We start from the raw sequence: 1,112 nt of genomic DNA on the forward strand, positions 1-1,112 counted from the left end.
CAGCAGTCCGCTGGCCAGCGGGCTCCACACCATGATGCCGGCGCCATGGCGCGTGCCGAATGGCACGAACTCATTCTCGATCGCGCGTTCGGCCAATGAATATTCGAGCTGTAGCGCCGAAACCGGCTCATATCCGCGCAATTCGGCGATCGCCTGTGCGCGGCCCGCATACCAGGCGGGCACATCCGAAAGACCGACATGGCGCACCTTGCCCATCCGAACCAGGTCGTCCAGCGTGCGCATGACCTCCTCGGCCGGGGTCAGCCTGTCCCAGACATGCATGAGATAGAGATCGATATAGTCGGTCCCCAACCGTTTCAGCGAAGCATCGACGGCCCGCATGATGTTCTTGCGGCCATTGCCGCCGGCATTCGGATTGCCGGGCTGCATGTTCATGGTGAACTTGCTGGCGATCACCGCCATGTCGCGCAAGCCGCGCTCGGCGATGAATTCGCCAAGCCAGGCTTCGGCCGTGCCGTCTGTGTAGAGATCCGCCGTGTCGAAGAAATTGCCGCCCGCCTCGACATAGGCGTCGAACATCGCCCGCGCCGTATCCCTGTCGGCTCCCCAGCCCCATTCCGTGCCGAAAGTCATCGTGCCCAGCGCCAGCCGGCTGACCCTGAGGCCGCTGTTGCCAAGAGTGTAGTAGGTCATGGTCATAATCGTCTTCCAATGCTTGGTGATAGATGCCCGAGCGTCACTGGCCCGGAGTGGTCTTGACCCAGGGATTGCCGCGCTCGTGTGTCATGCGGAACGCAAAGCCATCGACCTTCCAGCCATCCGCAAAACGCGTCAGGTGATGCTCATAGGTGCCCCAGACCTCCCAAAGCGGGTCGCCATTGCCTTCCATCCGGTTCCAGGCATAGCCGTTCGACAGGACAGTCGCCGTGTCCCCTTCGAGAACGACCTGGTGATTGGTGCGCAGATGCAGGCTTGTCTTGCTGCCCTTGAGGTTGGCCGCCCAGGCGCCAATCAGGTCGTCGGAAGCGATGTTGGCCGCCGGCTGTCCGGAAAGGCTGCTGAAATCGGCAGTGGCCCGATCCGCGAAATAGCTGCGTGCAAGCTTCCAGTCCTGGGCGTCGACGGCCCGGTCGATGGCATCGGCAATGCGA

General features: G+C 62.5%; 2 protein-coding genes. Both read right to left on the reverse strand.

The features are described from left to right. Nucleotides 1–660: aldo/keto reductase (locus tag EN879_RS36835; RefSeq protein ID WP_164774888.1), on the reverse strand; the 660-nt coding region annotated here is incomplete at its 3' end. 37 nt (nt 661–697) lie between these two features. Beyond that, on the reverse strand, nt 698–1,112 hold a 415-nt coding region (locus tag EN879_RS36840), incomplete at its 5' end, for a nuclear transport factor 2 family protein (protein ID WP_164774889.1).

The sequence above is a fragment of the Mesorhizobium sp. M7A.F.Ca.AU.002.02.1.1 genome (assembly GCF_003998535.1).
Classification (GTDB): Bacteria; Pseudomonadota; Alphaproteobacteria; order Rhizobiales; family Rhizobiaceae; genus Mesorhizobium; species Mesorhizobium ciceri.